An 18321-nucleotide genomic window follows, 5' to 3' on the forward strand; every position below is an offset into this window, starting at 1 on the left:
GGCGTCTTCCCGGCGTCCGTCGGTCCCCGGCCCCGCAGCGGACCAAGGACGGTGAGCGCGACATGAAAGCCTTCGTCTTCCACGGCCCCGGGCAGTCGGCCTGGGAAGAGGTCCCCGACCCCGCCGTCAAGGAGCCCACCGACGTCGTCGTACGCGTGGACGCCGTCACGATCTGCGGGACGGATCTGCACATCCTCAAGGGCGACGTCCCCGAGGTCCTTCCCGGCACGGTCCTGGGCCATGAGGCCGTCGGCGAGATCGTCGAGGTCGGCGGCGACGTGCAGACCGTACGGCCGGGCGACCGGGTGCTGGTCTCCTGCATCACCTCCTGCGGGCGCTGCTCCTACTGCCGGGAGCGGATGTACGGCCAGTGCCGGGGCGGCGGAGGCTGGATCCTCGGCCACCTGATCGACGGCACCCAGGCCGAGTACGTCCGCGTCCCGCACGCCGACCTGTCCGTCCACGCACTGCCCGGCGCGCTCGACAGCAGGGACGCGGTGCTGCTCGCGGACATCTTCCCCACCGCTTACGAGGTGGGCGTGCTGAACGGGCGGGTGCGCCCCGGCGACACTGTCGCCGTCGTCGGTGCCGGTCCCATCGGACTCGCGGCGATCGCCACGGCCCGCCTGTTCTCACCCGAGCGGATCATCGCGGTGGACCTGGCCCCGGCCCGGCTGGAGGCTGCCCACCGGTTCGGCGCCGATGCCGTGGCCGACGTCCATGAGGCCCCCGCGCAGCTGGTTGCCGACCTGACCGACGGGCTGGGCGCGGACGTGGTGATCGAGGCGGTCGGAGTGCCCGAGAGTTTCGAGCTGTGCACCCGGATGGTGCGGCCCGGCGGTCACGTCGCCAACATCGGCGTGCACGGCAGGCCGGCCACCCTGCACCTCGAAGACCTGTGGATCAAGGACGTGACCATCACGACCGGCCTGGTGGACACCCACTCCACACCGACCCTGCTGCGGATGGCCGCCGCCGGCCGGCTGCCCACCGCGCAGATGGTCACCCATACCTTCCCGCTGAGCCGTATGGAGGAGGCGTACGACGTCTTCCGTCGGGCCGGTGAGACCGCCGCACTGAAGGTGGTGCTCGGCGGGGTCCAGCACGAGCTGGCCGTCCCCGCGGCCTGACGGGAGGACGGGACAGGGGACGGCCGAACAGGTGGGGCCGGGCGAGGCCGACCGGACCGGCGACGTGTTCAGCGAGGGAGTACCTCGTGACCGGCCGCTCAGCCGTCGTCGCCGACGAGGGCGATGCCCGTCACCAGGTCGGGGCGGATCCGGACCGCGTCTTCCATGTTCCTGTTCAGCCATGGACGCAACAGTTGCTCATAGCGGGCGAGTTCGCGTGGATCGGTCACCAGGCGTGCGTAGCCGGTGACCACCACGCTCCAGCCCAGGTGGGTGTCGGGATCGATGATGTCCGCTTCGTAGGCGACCACGACCCCGGCGCCGTCGGCCTGCCGGGTGCGGGAGGTCAGGGCGGCGCTCTCGTGGGTGCGGATGACGATGTCGCCGTCGACCAGCACATGGTTGACGGGGCGGACGGTGGGCAGCGCCTGCCGGGTGAAGACGATCCGTCCCAGGGAGACCGAGCCCAGCAGCCGCAGCGCCTCCGCGCTGTCGAGCTCGACGCTCCTGCGCGCATTCGTCGAAGGGGCGGGTGCGCTGTCGTCGTTCGCCATGTCGGGCTTCCGTCGGTGAGTCGTCCCTCGGCGCGGCGGACATGCCTCGCCGAGACGGTGCGGAGTGGTGGTACGGGCGGAGCGGCACCGCAGGGGATCGGTGCCGCTCCTGACCCAACTCTCTCCCCGGCCGCGCTGCGGCGCAGGTGCCGTTGGTCCCGCGTCCTGGGCCGATCGGCCCTTACGTGGCGGACCGGCTGCCGTCGTCCGATCCCGCGGGCCCGCCGCGCCACGGCGGCGGCGCGGCCGACCTGCGGGCCGTGTCCGTGCGGTGCGCCTCCGCCTCCGCACGGGCCCGCACCCTGTCCTCCAGCCGGTCCCCGAGTTCGTGGGCGGTGGGCTCCTCCGCGTGCACGACGACCACGGTCCCGGCCACCAGGAGCCGGGCCGTGGCCGACCACGGCCGCCGGACGTGCGGTGCGGCGGCCCGGACGACGGTCAACGTGCCCTCGGCGGGAGGGAGTCCGAGCCGCTCGAAGGCCGCGTCGACCTTCGAGCGGACATGGCCGAGCGCTTCCTCGTCCACCTCGCCCTGGGCCCGCATGCGTACGGCGTCCCTGATGGTCATGTGCGCCACGTCCTTTCGATTCTTTCGCTCACTGTGAGGGGTGTTCACCGGCTGTCGCTGACGCCGGTCGTCTCGGGAAGGGCGGCCCGTCCGGCCTCCAGCCGGGCCACCGGGACACGGAAGGGCGAGCAGGAGACGTAGTCCAGTCCCGCCTCGTGGAAGAAGTGCACCGACTCGGGGTCGCCGCCGTGTTCGCCGCACACGCCGATCTCCAGGTCGGGACGCGCCGCACGGCCCTCGTCGACGGCGATCCGGACCAGCCGGCCCACGCCCTCGCGGTCGATCGTCTCGAACGGCGAGGCGGCGAAGACGCCACGGTCGAGGTAGGCGGAGAAGAACGCAGCCTCGACGTCGTCGCGCGAGAAGCCCCAGGTGGTCTGGGTCAGGTCGTTCGTACCCAGCGAGAAGAACCTGGCCTCCGCGGCGATCCGGCCCGCCGTGAGCGCGGCCCGGGGCAGCTCGATCATGGTGCCCACCGGGCAGGCGAGCGGTATGCCGGACTCCTCGGCCACCTCGCCCAGGACACGTTCCACTTCTTCGCGGGCGAACCGGAGTTCCTCCACGGCACCCACCAGCGGCACCATGATCTCCGCCTTCGGAGCGCCGCCGGCCCGGGTACGCGCCACCACCGCCTCGGCGATCGCCCGCACCTGCATGGCGACCAGGCCGGGGACCACCAGTCCCAGGCGCACACCGCGCAGCCCGAGCATCGGGTTCTGCTCGTGCATCCGGTTCATCGCGGCCAGCAACTCCGAGTCGTACGCGTCCGGTTGCTCGCCCCGGGCCTCGGCGGCGCCGACGCGTACGGCGAGTTCGGTGCGGTCCGGCAGGAACTCGTGCAGCGGCGGGTCCAGTAGCCGAATGGTGACCGGCAGTCCGTCCATCGCGGCCAGGATGCCGGTGAAGTCGTCCCGCTGGAGCGGCAGCAGTGCCGCGAGCGCCCGGTCGCGGTCCGCGTCCGTGCGGGCCAGGATCATGTCCTCGACCAGCTTGCGCCGCTCGCCGAGGAACATGTGCTCGGTACGGCACAACCCGATGCCCTGAGCACCGAACCGGCGGGCGCGAGCCGCATCCTCGGGCGTGTCCGCGTTGGCCCGGACCGCCAGGCGCCGTACCGAGTCGGCCTGTTCCAGCGCGCGGGCGACCGCCGCGACGACGCCGTCCGACTGTTCACCGGTCTCCAGGTACCGCATCGCGGCGGAGGCGACCAGCGGGACCGCTCCCGCGTACACCGCGCCGGAGGAGCCGTCCACCGAGACGACCGTGCCCTCCTCCACGACGGTGCCGTCGGGCGCGGTGAAGCGGCGTGCCTCGGTGTTCACGGCGAGCTGCTCCGCGCCGCACACGCACACCCTGCCCAGCCCGCGGGCGACGACCGCGGCGTGACTGGTCTTGCCTCCGCGGCTGGTCAGCACCGCCTGGGCGGCCAGCATGCCGGGCAGGTCGTCCGGGGTCGTCTCCTGCCGGACCAGCACCACCCGCTCACCGGCGGCGGCCCGCCGCACCGCCTCGGCCGAGTCGAACACGACCGCGCCGACCGCCGCGCCCGGAGAGGCGGGGATGCCGTGGACGAGGGCGGTGCCGGTCGCCGCGCTGTCGAAACGCGGGAACATCAGCCGGGCCAGTCCCTCGCCGCTCACCCGGGCGAGCGCCTCGTCCGGGGTGATGAGCCCCTCCTCGGCCAGCTCGGCGGCGATGGCGAACGCGGCCTCGGCGGTGCGCTTGCCGACCCGGGTCTGCAGCATCCACAGCCGGCCGCGCTCGATGGTGAACTCGATGTCGCACAGGTCCCGGTAGTGCCGCTCCAGGGTCTGCATGTGGTTGCGCAGCTGCCGGTAGGCGGCCGGGTTCAGCCGCTCCAGGTCGGCCAGCGGCACGGTGTTGCGGATGCCGGCGACCACGTCCTCGCCCTGGGCGTCGGCCAGGTAGTCGCCGTACAGACCGGGGCGGCCGGTGGCGGGGTCGCGGGTGAAGGCGACGCCGCTGCCGGAGTCGGGGCCCAGGTTGCCGAAGACCATGCACTGCACGGTGACGGCGGTGCCCAGGTCGTCGGGGATGTGCTCACGGCGGCGGTAGACGCGGGCACGCTCGCCGTTCCAGGAGCGGAAGACGGCGAGGACCGCCAGGCGCAGCTGCTCGGCGGGGGACTGAGGGAAGTGCCGTCCGGTCTCGTCGAGGATCAGGCGCTTGTACGTGTCCACCAGCCACGCGAGGTCGCTCGCCTCGAGATGGACGTCGTCCGGGGCGTCGCGGGCCTCCCTGAGCAGGCCGATGGCCTCTTCGAAGAGGGCCGGGTCGACGCCCATCACCGTGCTGCCGAACATCTGGACGAGCCGCCGGTAGGAGTCCCAGGCGAACCGCTCACTGCCGGACGCTTTGGCCAGACCCTGCACCGTGTCGTCGTTCAGGCCGATGTCCAGGACCGTCTCCATCATGCCCGGCATGGAGAACCGGGCGCCGGAGCGCACGGACAGCAGCAACGGGTCGTCCCGCTGCCCCAGCGACCGCCCGGCGGCGGCCTCCAGACCCGACAGGTGCCGGGCGATCTCCTCGGTCATGCCCTCCGGCTCGGCTCCGGTGGCCAGAAAGGCCCGGCAGGCCTCGGTGGTCACGGTGAAACCGGGCGGGACCGGCAGGCCCAGCCGGGTCATCTCGGCCAGGTTCGCACCCTTGCCGCCGAGCAACTCGGCCATGTCACGGCCGCCCTCGGCGAAGTCGTACACGTATCGGACCATGACACCGGTCTCCTCCGTCTTGCTCAGGGCTGGTTTCAGCTCAAGCGTCGATCGGCCGGGGCCGCTGGGGCAGATGCTGTCCGTCCCCATCGGAGGGCCGACCGGCCCACCTGGACCCGACCCGTTCGAGTCGGAAGGATCTGGAGATCCGCGGTGGAAGGCTCCGAAGCGGCTCGCGCACGGCTGCCACAGCTCAGGCTCGACGACGAGCCGCTACAGCACGTTCGCCCGCTCCGTCCGGCTGCCGTGGGTGCCAGGGGCGACGAGGCGACGGCGGAGTACAAGGACGGTGTCCTGACCATCCTCGTGCGGACGGGCTGACTCGGGGTGACGCCCCACCGCACGAGGTGTGCGTGGCCCGCGCTCACCGCCCGGCTGCGCGGCCGGCGGCCGCACCGCACCACGCCACTGATCCCGTATCCGCGCGTGCCGGCCGACCCCCGCGCACCACTGAACCCGAAGGTCCCGGTGCCGCGCACAGGAAGCGGGCGGCACCGGGCCTGCGGCGCCGTGGCGGCGGCCTCGATCCGCGGCCACCCCGCCCGCAGAGGCTGAGCGGGTACGCCAACGGGCCGAGTGGCCCCTCCTGCCGGCGGGCTGCCGGTGCGAAGGTGGATGGGGATCCACTGCCGCGCGAGGTGGCAGTCCGAGGAAGGCGGTGGGGACGATGACACTTCCCCTGGTCGCAGGCGTCGACGGATCGGACGGCAGCCTGCAGGCGGTCGACTGGGCGGCGGCCGAGGCCGCCCGCCACGACGCCCCGCTACGGCTGGTGTACGCGTCCCTGTGGGAGCGCTACGAGAGCGGCATCCCCGGGGTCGGTGAGGAGCGCCCTTCCGAACGTGTGCTGGCCGAGCACATCGTCGCCTCGGCGGCGGACCGCGCGGCCCGGCGCGCCCCGGACGTGAAGGTCACCACCGACATCCTTCCCGAGGACGCGGTCGACGCCCTCCTGCACGAGGGCAACAACGCCTCCCTGGTCGTCACCGGATCGCGGGGCCGCGGCGAGCTGAAGGGACTGCTCCTCGGCTCGGTCGGCCTGGCGGTCGCGGGCCGGGCACACTGCCCGGTCATCGTGGTCCGCGGTGACAAGGCGGGCCTGGCAGGCACCCATGAACGGATCCTGCTAGGCGCCGGCGACCCGGAGACCGGCGGTGCGGCCGCGCGTTTCGCCTTCCGCGAGGCGGCGGTGCGCGGATGCACCCTGGACGTGGTCCGCGCCTGGCGTCGTCCCATGACGGCGGAGGAGCCTGCCCGGGAAGCCGAGCCGCAGGCCTCGGCCCTGCTCGACGGTCTGCTGCGCGAACCCATGGCCGAGTACCCGGACGTCCGGGTACGCACCGTGACGGTCGAGGGCCCGGCCCACCGGATCCTGGCGAACCGCTCGGCAGCCGCCGACCTCGTCGTTCTGGGCGCCCGTCGCCGGAGCGGCCACCGCGGCCTGCAACTCGGCCGGGTCGTCCACGCCCTGCTGCACCAGGCGGACTGCCCGGTCGCCGTCGTACCGCAGACAGTGTGATCGTCGTATCCGGTGCACTGGTGGGGGGTGCCGATGACCGCTCGGGACCACGGCTGTTCACCCGGCGGCTGCGGCTGCGGCTGCACGGTGCCGCCGAACGTCGTACTCGACCTCGGAGAAGAGCCGGCCGTGAGGGGAGTACCGCAGTGACGTGGGAGTACGGCGGCTACGTGCCCGCCGACGAGCGGCTCAGGGAGTCGCTGTGCACGCTCGGGAACGGCTACTTCGCCACCCGGGGCGCACTGCCCGAGTGCGCGGCGGACGACGTGCACTACCCCGGCACCTACGTCGCCGGCTGCTACGACCGGCTGACCACGGACGTCGCCGGACACCGGGTCGAGAACGAGGACATGGTCAACCTCCCGAACTGGCTGCCACTGCGATTCCGGCTCTCCGGTGGGGACTGGCTCACCCCGGACACCGCACCCGTGCTGGACCACCGTCAGATCCTGCACCTGGGCGCCGGGGTGCTGGAGCGCCGGACCCGCTACCTGCTCGGAGCCGGGCGGGTGCTGTACGTCCGCCAGAGACGACTGGTCCACATGGGGGACCCGCATCTCGCGGTCCTGCGAACCGAGTTCACCGCCGAGGGCTTCGCCGGCGAACTGGAGATCGAGGCGGCGCTCGACGGGGACGTCCGCAACGCAGGGGTGCCCCGCTACCGGGACCTGGACGGCCGCCACCTGGCCCGCGTACGCACCGGTACCGCCTCTGCGGACACGGTGTGGCTGCGCTGCCGCACCCGCACCTCGGACATCCGGATCGCCCTGGCCGCACGACTCATCGCGGACACCCCGGTCTCGGACGGAAACGGCCCCTTGAGAGCCGTCCAGCGGCTGAGCCTGCCGCTGACGCCCGGTCGTACCCGCACCGTCGACAAGACCGTCGCCCTGCACACCTCCCGCGACCCCGCGATCGCCGACCCCCTGGGGGCCGCCGTCGGCCGGATCGGCGACGCTCCCGGATTCGACGCGCTGCTGAACACCCATCGGAATGCCTGGGACCAACTGTGGCGCCGGACCGCCCTCGACGTCCCCGGGAAGGCGGGCCGCATCCTGCGGCTGCATCTCTTCCACGTGCTGCAGACGCTCTCCCCGCACACCGCCGACCTGGACGTCGGTGTGCCGGCGAGGGGGCTGCACGGCGAGGCCTACCGCGGGCATGTCTTCTGGGACGAGCTGTTCGTGCTGCCGTTCCTCAACCTGCACTTCCCCGAGGTCTCCCGCGCCCTGCTCCGCTACCGGCACCGGCGCCTGGACCGGGCCTGTGCCGCCGCCCGCGCGATCGGCCGGCGCGGCGCGATGTACCCGTGGCAGAGCGCCGCCGACGGACGCGAGGAGTCGCAGTCGCTGCACCTCAACCCGCGATCGGGACGCTGGCTGCCGGACCACTCGCACCTCCAGCGGCACGTCGGCTCCGCGGTCGCCTACAACGTGTGGCGGTACTGCGAGGCGAGCGGTGACACCGAGTTCCGGCACACCAAGGCCGCCGAGATGCTCCTGCAGATCGCCCGGTTCTGGGCGGACTCGGCCACCTGGGACGACCACCTCGAACGGCACCGCATCCGCGGCGTGGTCGGTCCCGACGAGTACCACGACGCCTACCCCGGTGCCCGGGAACCCGGCCTCGACGACAACGCGTACACCAACGCCAGCGCCGCCTGGGTCCTCACCCGCTCCCTGGAACTGCTGGACACCCTGCCCGAACCGCGCCGCCGCGAACTCACCGAACGCACGGGCCTGGAAGACGCCGAACTCCAACGGTGGGAGCACGTGTCCCGCTCGCTCCACATCCCCTTCCACGACGGCGTCATCAGCCAGTTCGAGGGCTACGGCGGCCTGGCCGAACTCGACTGGGACGGCTACCGCGAGCGGTACGGCGACATCCGCCGTCTGGACCGGATCCTGGAGGCGGAGGGGGACACCGTCAACCGCTACAAAGCCTCCAAACAGGCCGATGTCCTGATGCTCGGCTACCTCTTCTCGCCTGCCGAACTCCGCATAATCTTCCGGCAGTTGGGCTACGAACTCGACGAGGGGACCTGGACGCGCACGGTCGACCACTACCTGCGCCGCACCAGCCACGGCTCCACCCTCAGCGGCCTGGTCCACGGCTGGATCCTGGCACGTGCCCGACGCGCGGACGCCTGGACGTTCGTCCAGGAGGCCCTGCGCGGCGACATCGCCGACGTCCAGGGCGGCACCACCGGAGAGGGCATCCACCTGGGTGCCATGGCGGGCACCCTCGACCTCGTGCAGCGCGGGCTGACCGGGCTGGAGACCCGCGAGGGAGCGCTCTGGTTCGACCCGGTGCCGCTGCCTGAGCTGTCGTCGTACGGTATGTCCCTTCGCTATCGCGGGCATTGGGGTGTACGGCTGCGGCTGACGCGCGGACGGCTGGAGGTCACCGTGCCGTCGTCCGACGAGGCGCCGATCGACATCCGGCTGCCGGACCGTGCGGTGTGCGTCGAGCCCGGGGACACCTGTGCGCTGGTGCTCCCGGACCACGGCTCTCGCCCCGGGCACGGACCGACCGGCCCCGGGTGAGACCCGGGCGGCCCCTGCCCGCCGACGGCTCGCCGCGTGACGCTGGTAGCGGGAGAAACCCCTTACCAGGAGGTGTCGCCATGGTGCCGTGTGTCGTCGCCGGAGTCGACGGGTCCGAACAGAGTCTGGCCGCTGCCGAATTGGCGGCCCGTGAGGCGTTGCGGCGTGAACTGCCTTTGCGGCTGGTGCACGTCTGGGACTGGCATCCGCGCCGGCAGGACGGCGCCATCGCCACCGCCGCACAACGCCACCTGGCCCGGCGGGCGTTGCGGCAGGTCGAGGAACGGGTGCGTGCCGCGTGCCCGGACGTCCGGGTTCAGGACGAGCAGGTGGACGGCCCGGTCGTCCCGGCCCTGGTCAAGGCGGCCGAGCGGGCGGAGTTGCTGGTGCTGGGCTCGCGCGGACTGAGCGGCTTCACCGGTTTCCTGGTCGGCTCGGTAGCCCTGGGCGTGGTCGCCGAGGCCACCCGTCCCGTCGTCCTGGTCCGGGCGGACGAGGTCGCGGCAGACGAACACCTCCCGGCGGCCGACGGCACCGCCTCCACGCGCACCGGCTACCGGGACGTCGTCCTCGCCGTCGACGTCGCCGACGCCTGCGACGAGGTCATCGAGTTCGCCTTCGAGGCGGCCCGGGTGCGTCATGCCCGGCTGCGCGCCGTGTACGCCTGGCACCCGCCCGTTCCGCTCGGCCTCGGCCCCGGCGAGATCGGCCTCGTCGACGACCCGCGGCAGGCCGAGGAGCGGCTGGGCTTCCTCAAAGCCGTGCTCCGGGTGTGGCGCGACAAGTACCCGGACGTGGACGTGTTGGAGACAGTCGCCGAGGACAAGGCCTCGACGGTCCTGGTCCGGGCGGCCACCGGGGCAGGCCTGCTCGTTGTCGGCCACCGGCTCGCCGAGCGGCCCGTGGGCCCGCGCACCGGACCGGTCACCCATGCCGCGATCCACCACGTCGGCTGCCCGGTGGCTGTCGTCCCGCACACCTGAGGCGGCTCGCGGGCTCGGTCCTGCCGCCTGGCGCGGGTGCAACTCGTCGCGCAGCGTGGAGGAGGGGCCGGCGCACTGCTCGGCTCCGTCAGCCGGCCGGTGTCGCCGCACGCTACCTGCTCTGTCGTGGTGGTGCGCGCCGAACAGGAGTGACACGGGGCCCGGTTACTGGAACGCGGCGTGGATCTCCTGCTCGGTGGCCTCGTGCGAGACGAGCAGGACTTCGTCACCCGGCCGCAGCTCCACCTCCGGGCCGGGGACCGTCGGCCGTCCGTCGCGTACGACCGTGGCGACGACGGTGCCGGCGGGCAGGTCGATCTCACCCAGGGGGCGCCCGGCCGCCCTGGACTCCGCGGTGATCGCGGTCTCGATGACCGCGACGCCCGCCTTGCTGAGCCTCAGCAGCGCGACGGTGTCCGTTGCGCCGGTGGCCTCCTCGATGAGGGAGACCAGCGGGGTGGCGGCCGGCACCGCCACGTCCACGCCCCACCGCAGATCGAAGAGCCAGGCGTTCTCCGCGTCGTTGACCCGGGCCGCCACCCTCGCCACGCCGAACCGCCGCTTGGCGAGCAGACCGATGACCAGGTTGTCCTCGTCGCGGCCGGTGGCGGCGATGAGGACGTCGGCGGTGCGGGTCCCCGCGCGGGCGAGCAGACCGGGCTCGGAGGCGTCTCCGGCCAGCAGCCGCACCTGGGCCATGCCGTCCAGTTCCGCCAGCCGGTCCTCGTCGCGCTCGACGAGGGTGACGTCGTTGCGCGCGGCGGACAGCACCTGGGCGATCTGGGTGCCGAGGCGGCCCGCGCCGGCGATCAGGACCTTCATGTTCCCAGCTCCTTGTCCAGGAAACCGCGCAGCCTGCCGAGCGCGGTCGCGGCGACGGCGAAGGTGACCAGGTCACCGGGTTCGGCCGGGAGACCGTGGGCGGGCATCAGAGAGTGGCCCGCGCGGGTGATCTCCACGACCCGGATCTCGCCGTCGACGTCGAAGCCGGTCACCGGCCGGCCGGCGAGGTAGGGCGGCAGCTCGGAACGGACGAGGAGCGTCTCGCCGTTGCCGAAGACGAGTTCGGGGGTGAGGTGGCGGTGCAGCAGCATCTGGTGGATGCGGCTGACGGCCCAGCGGACGCTGGAGACCGCCGGGATGCCCAGGTCCCGGTAGATCTCGGCGCGGCGCGGATCGTGGACACGGGCGAGGACGATCGGGACCCTGTAGGTCTCCTTCGCTGTCCGCGCGCTCACGAGGTTGGCGTTGTCGGTGGAGGTGACCGCGACGAAGGCGTCGGCACCGTCGATGCCGGCCGCCTCCAGGACCGGGCGGCCGAAGCCGTTGCCGACGTGGAAGGTGCCGGGGAAGCCCGCCGGCAGCAGCCGGTCCGCCGTGGGCCGCCGGTCCACCAGCCGTACGTCGTGTCCCTCCGCGGCGAGCTGCGCGGCGAGGGTGGCCCCCACCCGGCCGCAGCCCACGATGACGACTCTCATCGTGTTCCTCCCTTCACGGCCGCGGGGCGGCGCCGCAGCAGCCACTTCCGGCATTCCTCGGCGGCCAGCAGCAGGACACCGAAGGCGGCCAGGACCGCCCAGTCGGCGGCGGTCAGCGGGGCGGTGCCGAAGACCGCCTGGAACGGCGGCGCGTAGCTGACGGCGGCCATGAAGGCGATGCCGAAGCCGCCCGCGGCCAGCAGCCAGGGGTTGCTCAGCAGCCCGGCCCGGAACACGCTCTGCCGGTCGGTGCGCACCGCGAGGGCGTTGAAGAACTGACTCACGACGATGCCCGCCTGGACCATGGTGATCGCCTCCCGGTAGACGGGGGTGTCCTTGGTGAAGTCCGCGTAGGGGATGCCGGAGGCCTGGATGTGCCAGAAGAACACGGCGCACACGCCGAGCGCCTGGATGCCGCCGAGGAAGAGGATGCGCCCCATGACGGCCGCCGAGAACAGCCGTTCCCGGCGCGGCCGCGGTGGGCTGTCCATCACGTCGGGCTCCGCGGGTTCGGCGCCGAGCGCCAGCGCCGGCAGCACGTCCGAGCCCAGGTCGATGGCGAGGACCTGGACGGCGGTGATCGGCACCAGCGGGAAGCCGACGAAGGTGGCCGCGAGGATCGGCACCAGTTCGGCGATGTTGTGGCTGAACAGGTAGATCAGGAACTTGCGGATGTTCCGGTAGACCGAACGGCCCAGCCCCACCGCGGTGCTGATGGACGCGAACGAGTCGTCCAGCAGCACCATCACCGCCGCCTCCCGGGCGACGTCGGTGCCGGAGGCGCCCATGGCCACCCCGATGTCCGCGTGCTTGAGCGCGGGGGCGTCGTTGGCGCCGTCTCCGGTGACGGCGACGACCTCGCCCCGCCGCTGGAACGCCGTGACCACCCGCATCTTGTGCTCGGGGCTGACCCGGCACAGCAGCAGCTCGGCCGAGCCCGCCAGCAGCGCGTCCAGCCCGCCGTCGTCCAGCGCGTCGAGCTGCGCGCCCGTCACCACGGTCGGGTCGGGCGCGCGCACGATCCCGACCCGGCGGGCGACGGCCTCCGCCGTCAGCGGATGGTCGCCGGTGACCATGACAACACGGATCCCGGCCCGTCGGCACGCGTCCACCGCGTCCCGCACCTCCGGCCGCGGCGGGTCGTACATCCCGGCCAGCCCCCGCAGCGTCAGCCCCGACTCCACGTCACCGATCGGCGGGCGCGGCCCGGAGACCCGGCGCGAGGCGACCGCCAGCACCCGCAGCCCCTCCCCGGCCATGCCGTCCGCGGCGGCGGCCACCTCGGCGCGGGCGGCGTCGGTCAGCGCGACCGGCACGCCGCCCCGGTCGACGGCGGTGCAGCGGGCCAGCAGTTCGAGCGGTGCGCCCTTGACGTACGCGACGTACGTGCCGTCGGTGTCGCGGTGCACGGTGCTCATCAGCTTGCGCACCGAGTCGAAGGGGTACTCCGCCACCCGGGGTGTACGAGCCTCCTCGCCCGCCGGATCCAGGCCCGCCTTCCGGGCGGCCACCACCAGGGCGCCCTCGGTGGTGTCGCCCAGCACCCGCCACCCGTCCCGCCCGGCCGGCGGCACCAGCCGGGCGTTGCCGCACAGCGCCGCCGCCCGCAGCAGCTCCCGGACGGCTGCCGCGTCGGCGACCTCGCCGTCGGGCGCGTACCCGACGCCGGTCACGGCGTGCGGCACCCCGTTCGCCCACAGTCGTACAACCGTCATCTCGGCCTGGGTGAGGGTGCCCGTCTTGTCGGTGCACACCACGCTGGTCGACCCCAGCGCCTCCACCGCCAGCAACTGCTTGACCAGCGCGTGCCGTCGGGCCATCCGGCGCACCCCGATCGCAAGGGACACCGACAGCGTCGCCGGCAGTCCCTCAGGCACCAGCGCGACCATCACGCCGAGCGCGAAGACGAACGTGTCCACGAACGGCTGCCCGCTGGGCACACGGAGCGCGAACACCACCGCCCCCGTCGCGAGCGCGACACCGGCCACCCGCCGGGCCATGGCGGCGACCTGGCGCTGCAACGGGGTCTGCTGCCTGGGCGCCGCCGCGGTGAGCCGGAAGATCCGCCCGAACTCGGTGGCGGTCCCGGTGGCGAACACGACGGCCTCGGCGGTCCCCGCCACCACGTCGGTGCCCATGAACACGCAGTTGCGCGCCTCCAGCACCGCGCCCGCCGGCACCGGGTCGACGACCCGGGCCACGGCGTCGCTCTCGCCGGTGAGGGCCGCGTTGTTGACGGCGACCTCCTGCGCGCGGACCAGCCGGCAGTCGGCCGGCACCGCGTCCCCGGCCTCCAGGACCACCACGTCACCCGGCACCAGACCCCGTGCGGGCAGCTCTCCGGGTTCACCGTCCCGCAGTACCCGGCAGGTGTGCGGCACCATCGCCTGCAGGGATTCCGCCGTGCGCTCGGCGGAGTACTCCTGCGCGAAGCCGATGCCCGCGTTCAGCAGCACCACACCGAGGATCGCCACGGCCAGCTGGAGCGTGGCCGCGTCCCGGGGCTGCCCGAGCAGGTAGGCGAGGAACGTGATCGCCGAGGCGACGAGCAGCACCACCGCGAACAGGTCGGTGAACTGCGCGAGCAGCCGTCGTCCCACCTGGCCGCGGGCCGCGCCGGGCAGCTCGTTGGCGCCGTACCGGGTCAGCCGCGCGGCGGCCTCGGCCGGGGTGAGACCACGCGGGCGGCTGTCCAGCGCGGCGAAGACGTCGGCGGCCGGGAGGGAGGGGACGGGGGAGTCGGGGCCGGGTTCCCGGGGCTGTGCCTCATCGGGCGGTGCAGCCGCGGGAAGCAGAGCGGCCGTTCCGGAGGGCGGCTCAGAGCCCATGCGGGCCTCCGCCCGCACCGTCGCGTCCGGACGGCTCCTGCAGCACGGTCCGGGCGACCGGTCCCAGCAGGTCGGCCAGCCCGCGGAAGACGTCGAGGAACAGGTCGTCGATGGTCAGCACGCCCACCACCCGGCCCAGCTCCAGGACCGGCAGCCGACGGACCCCGGTGCGGCGGAAGGTCCGGTACGCCGCCTGGAGGTCGTCGCCCGCGTCGACGGTGACGACCTGGGCCGACATGACCGCGTCCACCCCGGCATCCCGGTCCAGGCCGCCGCCCAGGCCGCGCAGGGCTATGTCGCGGTCGGTGACGATACCGACCAGCACCCCTTCGTCGTCGACGACGAGCACCGATCCGACGGAGGCCTCTGCCATCCGCCGGACCGCCTCCGCCAGTCGCACGCCCGGGGCCACCGTCACCGGCGGGGCGGTCATCGTCTCGCAGACTTTCATACGACAACTCCTCATCTTGGGGAGGGAACGACGCGGGTCAGTGCGGACGCACCGCGCCCGGGACGACGTCGAGCACCTCGTGCACCGGGCGCCGAGGGCTCGGGTGGCCCACGGGGCCGTAGCCGAGCCGGATCACCATCTGCACCTGGGCCATTCCGGAACTCGGATCGCGGGTCACCCACCGCAGCTCGGGCCAGTCCAGGGTCTGGGACACCATCGAGGCGACCAGTCCGCCTGCCGTGGCCGTGAGCAGGACCCGTTCCAGGGCCTGACCCGCGCGTAGCCAGTCCGCCGGTCCGTCGTGGCCGGTACCCAGCAGGGCGATGTGCGGAAGCTTCTCGAACACCGCCGAGCCGCGTCCGGGCACCGCGTGTCCGGCGGCGAAGTCGCGCACCGGAGTCGCCGGGCCGTACCGGCTGGGGCCGAACGCCTCGACGGGGATGCCATCCGACGCGGGGGAGGCGTCCGGTGGTCCGGTCCGGGTCCAGTGGGCCGTCTCGGCGCGCAGAGCGGGGTCGAGTGCCTCGCGGCCCTCGGCGTCCTGCACCAGTTCCAGCAGTTCCTGCACATGCCAGGCACCGGGGAAGACCAGTTGCGCGCCCTCGGCGTCCGCGGCCTCGCGCATCCGGTCCTGCAGGTCGGCCGGTATCGGCCGCTCGCTGAAGGGATGGCGGCTGGAGTGGCGCCGGGGGATCGCCGGGTACAGGCAGGCGAGGGCTTGGTCGGGCGGTCCGGTGGTGTCCAGGGCCACTTCGGCGAGCAGCGTCGGATCCGCCGGATCCGGCAGCAGCCGTACGACCGCGGTCCATCCGGCCGCCGCGGCGGCCACACGCAGGTTGAGCAGCGCGGCACCGCAGCCCACATGCAGGCCGCGGCCGTCCGGGTCGGTACGCGGCAGCGCCCGCGACACGTCGGCGTGCAGCCGCAGGACGCCCTCGGCGGACAGGTAACGGAAGCGCCAGGGCTGTGCGTTGTGCAGCGACGGCGCCGCCGTGGCGTCGGCCACGAGTGCGGTGAGCGTGTTCGCGTCCACCTGTTGAGCGGTCACGGTGACTCCCTTCGCCGGGCCCCGCTTCCAGCGTGGACGATCACCACCGAGGTGCGGCATGGGCCGCATGGACCCGGCGGGGGACCGAGTGGACCTAAGGCAGCGGCTGCTCAGGCGGCTGCCGGCGGAACGACGAGGACGGGGCAGCGGGCATGATGCAGCACGCCCTGACTGACCGAGCCCAGCAGCATGCCGGTGAAGCCACCGCGCCCCCGGGTGCCGACGACCAGACCCAGCGCGTCGGCCGAGGCGTCGGCCAGTACCTGCACAGGGTGGCCGACCACCAGTTCGTGACGCAGTTCCACCTCCGGGTAGCGGGCCTGGCGGCCGGCCACGATCTCGGAGAGCAGACGGCGAGCCTCCTCCTGTGGTTCGTGCTCGTCGAAGATCCGCAGCGGTCCCGGCTGCCACACGTATAGCGCGCGCAGTTGGGCCCCGTGCAGGGCCGCCTCCTCGAAGGCCAGGTCGACGGCGGCGGCACCGTGCTCGCTGCCGTCGACGCCGACGACGAAGTACCCGGGTTCCCGGGGAACGTGCTCCGGTTCCGGTACGACGACCACGGGACACCGTGCGTGCGCCATGACCGGTATGGCGACCGAGGCGGAGCCGAACACCTCCTGGGTCCGGCTCAGGTGCCGTGAGCCCAGGACGACGGCCGTGGCCTCGCGGCTCTGTTCGCGCAGCACCCACACCGGATCGCCCTCGGCGAGGAGAGTGTCGGTCCCGACGTCCGGCTGCCGGGCCACGACGAAGGCCGTGGCCTCGTCGAGCAGTTGCCGCCCCTCCTTGTGCAGTGCCGCGTTCCACTCCTCCCAGGAGGGCGGCACCTCCCGTCCCCGGTAGCCCCGGGTGGGCACGCCCTCGGCATGGACCACGCGCAACGGCAGCCGGCGGCGGGCCGCCTCGTCGGCCGCCCAGGTCAGCGCCGTGCGCAGGCCCGGATCCGGGGCGATCCCCACTACGATCGGGCGTCGGTCAGATGCCGTGGTCATGGCTGCCTCCGGCTGCCGGCGCGGATGTCAGATGCCTGACGCAGGCGTCCGGGCCGGGGAAGTAGAGGGTCACCCGCCCGTCGTCGGCCCAGCGCACGTCGTACGGCGGACTGCCGTCCGGATGGTGCAGCCCGACGACCTCGCCGTCCCGGGCCACGACCCCGTCCGTGGTGCCGCGTACGACGATCTCGTCGCCGACGCGGGCCTGCATGGAACCGCCGGTCGCCTCGGGACGGACGCCCGGATCAGGCTTCCTGCGCGGTGCGGGAGCGGTCATCGTCCTCGCCTCCTTCACGGCGGGGCGGGCTGCCGCCGCCGATTCCATGGAACCCCGGGTGCCGCCGGCGTGCCAGTGCCATTGGGCCCATGCCGAACGGCGGGAGCCTGGAGCCGATCGCACTGGAGTACGTGGACCTGCCGGCCATGGCGGCGATCGCCGACGACCACGGGACAGGGCTGGGCGTTCCCGCTTCCGTACGGCGCACCGCGCTCGGCTATCTGCTGGTCGTGCTGGAAAGCAACTCCGCGACACGGCTCCAGGAGGATGTCGAGGCGGCCGGCGAGCAGTTGCTCGGACTCGGCGCGCTGGACGTCTTCGTCCTGTCCGCGGCCACGGCCAGGAAGCTGGTCGAGGCCCGTGAGCGAGCCTTCTGGACGGCGAAGGCGGCCGGCGCCGACGACGTCGTGGACGTGGTCGTGCCGCGCGGGGAGCTGTCCGGCCTGCTGGTCGCCGTCCACGCGGCCGCCGAGGACACCGGGTCGCTGGTCACCGGCTGCGGTCACGCCGGCGACGGCAATGTGCACCTGTCGGTCTTCCAATCGGAGACGGAGTACGAACGCCTGGTCCCGGCCCCGCACGGCCCGGGCTCCCGGCAAGCCCGCCGGGACCTGCTTGGTGCCCGCCTCCCGTGTCGCCACCGCCGAGGACTTCACGGCCCAGCTCGCCAAGGCCCTCGCCGAACCAGGCCCCCACCTCATCGAGGCCCGTATCCCTCCGCTCTTCGGCCCGTAGTGCTCCTCATGACCGTCCGGGCGTCCGGGTGCGCCAGGCAGGCCGGGCCGCGGTTCCAGCCGTACGGCCTGTCGATGGGTCCGCGTGGCTTCACATGGGCCAGCCGATGCTCTCAGAGGTGCTCTCCCGGGGGCCGGCCATGTCCTGAACGTCGTTCGCGGCGATGTTCAGCAACTGGTGGGCGAGATCCTCCATGGCCCTGCCGGCGGCCAGTTCGTCGCCGATCTCCGGCACGTCGGTGTCCGCCGGGTTGCAGTGCGCGGCCCCGCGGCCGGTGAGTTCCGTGGTGCCGGTGTCCAGCACCACCTGTGCCTTCGTCGTCCCGCGGTCGTCCTCGAAAAGGTGGAGACGGACCTTCCACTGCTCTGTGTGCGACATCGTTCTCTCCTTGCCTCCGTCCGCTCCCGTGGTCGGCCGGCCGCATCCGCACGATGGAGCCGGGTGGCAGGCCTCCAGCAGTCGCGGGTCGGTCCCCCT

Annotated in this window: 16 protein-coding genes and 1 pseudogene; 6 read left to right on the top strand and 11 right to left on the bottom strand. The window is 73.2% G+C overall.

Annotated features, from left to right (window positions below; all coding sequences use genetic code 11):
• Positions 1 to 62: 62 nt before the first annotated feature.
• On the top strand, positions 63 to 1130 hold the full coding sequence (locus EDD90_RS49770; protein WP_123979707.1) for a zinc-dependent alcohol dehydrogenase family protein: 1068 nt from the start codon (positions 63 to 65) through the stop codon (positions 1128 to 1130).
• 98 nt (positions 1131 to 1228) lie between these two features.
• Here the strand turns inward: EDD90_RS49770 and EDD90_RS49775 are convergent, their stop codons facing one another.
• From EDD90_RS49775 to ppdK, 3 genes are all read right to left on the bottom strand, one after another.
• Positions 1229 to 1684, bottom strand: coding sequence for a pyridoxamine 5'-phosphate oxidase family protein (locus EDD90_RS49775; RefSeq protein WP_123979709.1), 456 nt, complete (start codon positions 1682 to 1684; stop codon positions 1229 to 1231).
• A 181-nt stretch (positions 1685 to 1865) separates the two neighbouring features.
• Complete coding sequence (locus EDD90_RS49780) at positions 1866 to 2252, bottom strand: hypothetical protein (protein ID WP_123979711.1); 387 nt, start codon at positions 2250 to 2252, stop codon at positions 1866 to 1868.
• A gap of 44 nt (positions 2253 to 2296) precedes the next feature.
• A complete protein-coding gene (gene ppdK / locus EDD90_RS49785; protein ID WP_123979713.1) occupies positions 2297 to 4987 on the bottom strand; it encodes a pyruvate, phosphate dikinase in 2691 nt (896 codons plus the stop codon).
• Positions 4988 to 5140: 153 nt separating this feature from the next.
• Here ppdK and EDD90_RS56040 point away from each other — a divergent pair, with 153 nt between their 5' ends.
• The 4 genes from EDD90_RS56040 (at position 5141) to EDD90_RS49800 (ending at position 10035) form a co-directional block, all read left to right on the top strand.
• On the top strand, positions 5141 to 5308 hold the full coding sequence (locus tag EDD90_RS56040) for a hypothetical protein (RefSeq protein ID WP_185149503.1): 168 nt from the start codon (positions 5141 to 5143) through the stop codon (positions 5306 to 5308).
• Positions 5309 to 5654: 346 nt separating this feature from the next.
• Entirely contained in the window at positions 5655 to 6506 is an 852-nt protein-coding gene (locus tag EDD90_RS49790) for a universal stress protein (protein ID WP_123979715.1), read from the top strand.
• Between the two features lie 146 nt (positions 6507 to 6652).
• The gene (locus EDD90_RS49795; RefSeq protein WP_123979717.1) at positions 6653 to 9052 is read left to right on the top strand and encodes a glycoside hydrolase family 65 protein; all 2400 of its coding nucleotides are present in this window, start codon (positions 6653 to 6655) and stop codon (positions 9050 to 9052) included.
• A gap of 80 nt (positions 9053 to 9132) precedes the next feature.
• Positions 9133 to 10035: a universal stress protein gene (locus EDD90_RS49800; protein ID WP_123979719.1), complete on the top strand. Its 903-nt coding sequence runs from the start codon at positions 9133 to 9135 to the stop codon at positions 10033 to 10035.
• A 165-nt stretch (positions 10036 to 10200) separates the two neighbouring features.
• On the opposite strand, the gene EDD90_RS49810 is transcribed toward EDD90_RS49800, so the two are convergent.
• From EDD90_RS49810 to EDD90_RS49840, 7 genes are all read right to left on the bottom strand, one after another.
• Positions 10201 to 10857, bottom strand: coding sequence for a TrkA family potassium uptake protein (locus EDD90_RS49810; RefSeq protein WP_123979721.1), 657 nt, complete (start codon positions 10855 to 10857; stop codon positions 10201 to 10203).
• Positions 10854 to 11513, bottom strand: coding sequence for a TrkA family potassium uptake protein (locus EDD90_RS49815; RefSeq protein WP_123979723.1), 660 nt, complete (start codon positions 11511 to 11513; stop codon positions 10854 to 10856). The genes EDD90_RS49810 and EDD90_RS49815 overlap by 4 nt, the downstream gene beginning before the upstream one ends.
• Positions 11510 to 14341, bottom strand: a complete 2832-nt coding sequence (locus tag EDD90_RS49820; RefSeq protein WP_123979725.1) for a cation-transporting P-type ATPase — start codon at positions 14339 to 14341, stop codon at positions 11510 to 11512. The genes EDD90_RS49815 and EDD90_RS49820 overlap by 4 nt, the downstream gene beginning before the upstream one ends.
• Positions 14331 to 14792 carry a cyclic nucleotide-binding/CBS domain-containing protein gene (locus tag EDD90_RS49825; RefSeq protein WP_123979727.1) on the bottom strand — a complete coding sequence of 154 codons (462 nt, stop codon included), beginning with the start codon at positions 14790 to 14792 and terminating at the stop codon, positions 14331 to 14333. The genes EDD90_RS49820 and EDD90_RS49825 overlap by 11 nt, the downstream gene beginning before the upstream one ends.
• Positions 14793 to 14829: 37 nt before the next feature.
• Entirely contained in the window at positions 14830 to 15840 is a 1011-nt protein-coding gene (locus EDD90_RS49830) for an Acg family FMN-binding oxidoreductase (protein ID WP_123979729.1), read from the bottom strand.
• 110 nt (positions 15841 to 15950) lie between these two features.
• Positions 15951 to 16832 (bottom strand): universal stress protein, encoded by an 882-nt coding sequence (locus tag EDD90_RS49835; RefSeq protein WP_123979731.1) that lies wholly within the window; start codon positions 16830 to 16832, stop codon positions 15951 to 15953.
• Positions 16816 to 17109, bottom strand: a complete 294-nt coding sequence (locus EDD90_RS49840; RefSeq protein ID WP_123979733.1) for a DUF1918 domain-containing protein — start codon at positions 17107 to 17109, stop codon at positions 16816 to 16818. Before EDD90_RS49840 ends, EDD90_RS49835 begins: the two co-directional genes overlap by 17 nt.
• A gap of 146 nt (positions 17110 to 17255) precedes the next feature.
• Between EDD90_RS49840 and EDD90_RS49845 the strand changes: the two are divergent.
• A pseudogene (locus EDD90_RS49845) lies at positions 17256 to 17597 on the top strand (FAD-linked oxidase C-terminal domain-containing protein); the annotation flags it as partial.
• A gap of 337 nt (positions 17598 to 17934) precedes the next feature.
• On the opposite strand, the gene EDD90_RS49850 reads toward EDD90_RS49845, so the two are convergent.
• A complete protein-coding gene (locus EDD90_RS49850; RefSeq protein ID WP_123979735.1) occupies positions 17935 to 18222 on the bottom strand; it encodes a DUF1876 domain-containing protein in 288 nt (95 codons plus the stop codon).
• Positions 18223 to 18321: the final 99 nt, after the last annotated feature.

The organism is Streptomyces sp. Ag109_O5-1, from assembly GCF_003814875.1.
GTDB classification, from domain to species: Bacteria; Actinomycetota; Actinomycetes; order Streptomycetales; family Streptomycetaceae; genus Streptomyces; species Streptomyces sasae.

Excerpts from the sequence above, each read along its gene's own strand:
- EDD90_RS49840 (WP_123979733.1), bottom strand. The coding sequence starts at position 17,109 with ATGACCGCTCCCGCACCGCGCAGGAAGCCTGATCCGGGCGTCCGTCCC.
- EDD90_RS49800 (WP_123979719.1), top strand. The coding sequence starts at position 9,133 with ATGGTGCCGTGTGTCGTCGCCGGAGTCGACGGGTCCGAACAGAGTCTG.
- ppdK (WP_123979713.1), bottom strand. The coding sequence starts at position 4,987 with ATGGTCCGATACGTGTACGACTTCGCCGAGGGCGGCCGTGACATGGCC.
- EDD90_RS49790 (WP_123979715.1), top strand. The coding sequence starts at position 5,655 with ATGACACTTCCCCTGGTCGCAGGCGTCGACGGATCGGACGGCAGCCTG.
- EDD90_RS49780 (WP_123979711.1), bottom strand. The coding sequence starts at position 2,252 with ATGACCATCAGGGACGCCGTACGCATGCGGGCCCAGGGCGAGGTGGAC.
- EDD90_RS49815 (WP_123979723.1), bottom strand. The coding sequence starts at position 11,513 with ATGAGAGTCGTCATCGTGGGCTGCGGCCGGGTGGGGGCCACCCTCGCC.
- EDD90_RS49825 (WP_123979727.1), bottom strand. The coding sequence starts at position 14,792 with ATGAAAGTCTGCGAGACGATGACCGCCCCGCCGGTGACGGTGGCCCCG.
- EDD90_RS49775 (WP_123979709.1), bottom strand. The coding sequence starts at position 1,684 with ATGGCGAACGACGACAGCGCACCCGCCCCTTCGACGAATGCGCGCAGG.
- EDD90_RS49810 (WP_123979721.1), bottom strand. The coding sequence starts at position 10,857 with ATGAAGGTCCTGATCGCCGGCGCGGGCCGCCTCGGCACCCAGATCGCC.
- EDD90_RS49850 (WP_123979735.1), bottom strand. The coding sequence starts at position 18,222 with ATGTCGCACACAGAGCAGTGGAAGGTCCGTCTCCACCTTTTCGAGGAC.
- EDD90_RS49770 (WP_123979707.1), top strand. The coding sequence starts at position 63 with ATGAAAGCCTTCGTCTTCCACGGCCCCGGGCAGTCGGCCTGGGAAGAG.
- EDD90_RS49820 (WP_123979725.1), bottom strand. The coding sequence starts at position 14,341 with ATGGGCTCTGAGCCGCCCTCCGGAACGGCCGCTCTGCTTCCCGCGGCT.
- EDD90_RS49835 (WP_123979731.1), bottom strand. The coding sequence starts at position 16,832 with ATGACCACGGCATCTGACCGACGCCCGATCGTAGTGGGGATCGCCCCG.